This is a genomic window from uncultured Methanofollis sp., assembly GCF_937919355.1.
Taxonomy (GTDB): Archaea; Halobacteriota; Methanomicrobia; order Methanomicrobiales; family Methanofollaceae; genus Methanofollis.
In genome coordinates this window covers 1-1,667 of sequence record NZ_CALFSA010000242.1, presented here as the reverse complement: position 1 = coordinate 1,667, position 1,667 = coordinate 1, and the positions used below count along the sequence as shown (strand labels likewise).

Below are 1,667 nucleotides of genomic sequence, written 5' to 3'. Positions count from 1 at the left end.
ACCGGGTCGATGACGAGCGGGACACCGGGGGACAGGGCGGCGGCCACCGCGTGAATGACCCCGGCATCCGCGAGCATCCCGGTCTTCACCGCGCCGACGGGAAAACCCTCGAAGACCGCCCGCACCTGGGCGGCGACGGCGTCGGGGGGGACAGACCACACCCCGGCCACGCCGCCGGGGTTCTGCGCCGTCACCGCTGCGAGCGCCGACGTCCCCCAGACACCGTAGGCGGCGAAAGTCTTGAGATCGGCCTGGATACCGGCACCGCCGCCCGAGTCCGAACCGGCGATCGTCAGGGCACACGAAGACATACCCCGAAGAATTGGCACGCAGAGCAGAAGAAAGTGGCGCCGTTACGGCCGGGATCAGACGCTCTTCGCCACACCGTCGATGCCGGGTTCCCTTCTCCCCCCGGGCGTCCGGTCGAAATCCGCATCGAAACTCACAGGAGAGAGGCCGTTCTTTTTTGCCGCACAATACCGGTCACGCATCGTCGGAGTCCGGGGAAAAGAGGGGGGACAGTGGTTGATCCCGGGGACCGCCCGATGAGAAATTGCCTTTCCTTCTCGCAGCCCACAAACATGGGTTGAGACATACGGAGACTGCGCCGGCGTGTCAAAAAGGGCATAACGGCCCTCACGAGACAGTCGCCGCCTCGCCGACAAGGAGGAGGAACCGCTCCCTGTGCAGGTTCGCCTGCTGGAGGACGGCGATGAGCGTCCCCACCGGCAGGACGCTCTTCTTCGGCAGGATCACGAGGAGAGGGTGGCCTGACTCGTCGACGCGGCAGAGGGCGACCTGCCGCCCCCTGCTCCGCCGGGGCGCATAGTCGAAGCCCGCCCTCTTCAGCGCCCTGAGGACCGCGTCCGAGGAGAGGACAGGGAGGTGCGTCACTCGACCACCTCGAAGGTCGCCGCAAACTTCCGCGGCGACCGGAGCGCCGGGGCGATGTCCTCCATCATGCCGAGCGCCCTCGCGTTCTCCAGATACAACTCGACCGCCTCCTTCAGGTGGGCCAGGGCCTCGTCAGGCGTCTCGCCGCAACTGGCCACACCGATCTCCGGGCATTTCGAGACATAGACCCTCTCCTCCTCCCAGAGCGCCGCAGTCAGCGTGTATTTCCTCATGTCCCCCCTTCACCCGTGCCGGGCGACCTCGCGCCCGCCCACACCCTTGCGCTCCAGAAATATCAATCCTCGCACGGTGTCACGGCGAGGGCACCTATCACTGCCTTTAACACCGATCCCGTCGATCTTTTTCTATGGATATAGAGGGATTTGCCCGCAGGGAACTCTCCGCGGGCAGGGGCGAAGACGACGTCGTCGCAGCCCTCACATACGAGATCCTCAGGATCAAGACAGGTGCTTCCCCTGAATATGCGGAGAAATTCGCAAAAGCCGTCCTTGAAGAGGTGAAAAATACCTCCGGCCTCACCGGCGACCTCTTCGCCTTCGAACACGCCGGCGTCACCATGGGGGAGTTCGGCGTCGGGTCCCGCGGCAAGGGCGACTTTTTCGCCCACAGGCAGTTCCCGCGGATCATCGGGAAAGCGACGGCCGCAGTCGGCGTCGACGAGATGGACGACGCGGGGGCAGTCTCCGCAAACGGGAAATATATCATCACCACCGTCGACGGGATGCACTCCCGCCTCTCCGACTTCCCCTTCC

Annotated in this window: 4 protein-coding genes and 1 pseudogene; 1 reads left to right on the top strand and 4 read right to left on the bottom strand. The window is 65.0% G+C overall.

The window, feature by feature from the left end; translation table 11 throughout:
* From Q0520_RS11960 to Q0520_RS11945, 4 genes are all read right to left on the bottom strand, one after another.
* The coding region (locus Q0520_RS11960) for a bifunctional hydroxymethylpyrimidine kinase/phosphomethylpyrimidine kinase (RefSeq protein ID WP_298670384.1) at positions 1-311 on the bottom strand (311 nt) is incomplete at its 3' end.
* 54 nt (positions 312-365) lie between these two features.
* Positions 366-491, bottom strand: a complete 126-nt coding sequence (locus tag Q0520_RS11955; protein ID WP_298670382.1) for a hypothetical protein — start codon at positions 489-491, stop codon at positions 366-368.
* A gap of 145 nt (positions 492-636) precedes the next feature.
* On the bottom strand, positions 637-894 hold the full coding sequence (locus Q0520_RS11950; protein WP_298670380.1) for a hypothetical protein: 258 nt from the start codon (positions 892-894) through the stop codon (positions 637-639).
* Entirely contained in the window at positions 891-1,127 is a 237-nt protein-coding gene (locus tag Q0520_RS11945) for a type II toxin-antitoxin system HicB family antitoxin (RefSeq protein ID WP_298670378.1), read from the bottom strand. The genes Q0520_RS11950 and Q0520_RS11945 overlap by 4 nt, the downstream gene beginning before the upstream one ends.
* A gap of 134 nt (positions 1,128-1,261) precedes the next feature.
* Between Q0520_RS11945 and Q0520_RS11940 the strand changes: the two are divergent.
* A pseudogene (locus Q0520_RS11940) lies at positions 1,262-1,667 on the top strand (hypothetical protein); the annotation flags it as partial.

Coding starts and splice junctions, on each gene's coding strand:
- Q0520_RS11955 (WP_298670382.1), bottom strand. CDS start 491: ATGCGTGACCGGTATTGTGCGGCAAAAAAGAACGGCCTCTCTCCTGTG.
- Q0520_RS11945 (WP_298670378.1), bottom strand. CDS start 1,127: ATGAGGAAATACACGCTGACTGCGGCGCTCTGGGAGGAGGAGAGGGTC.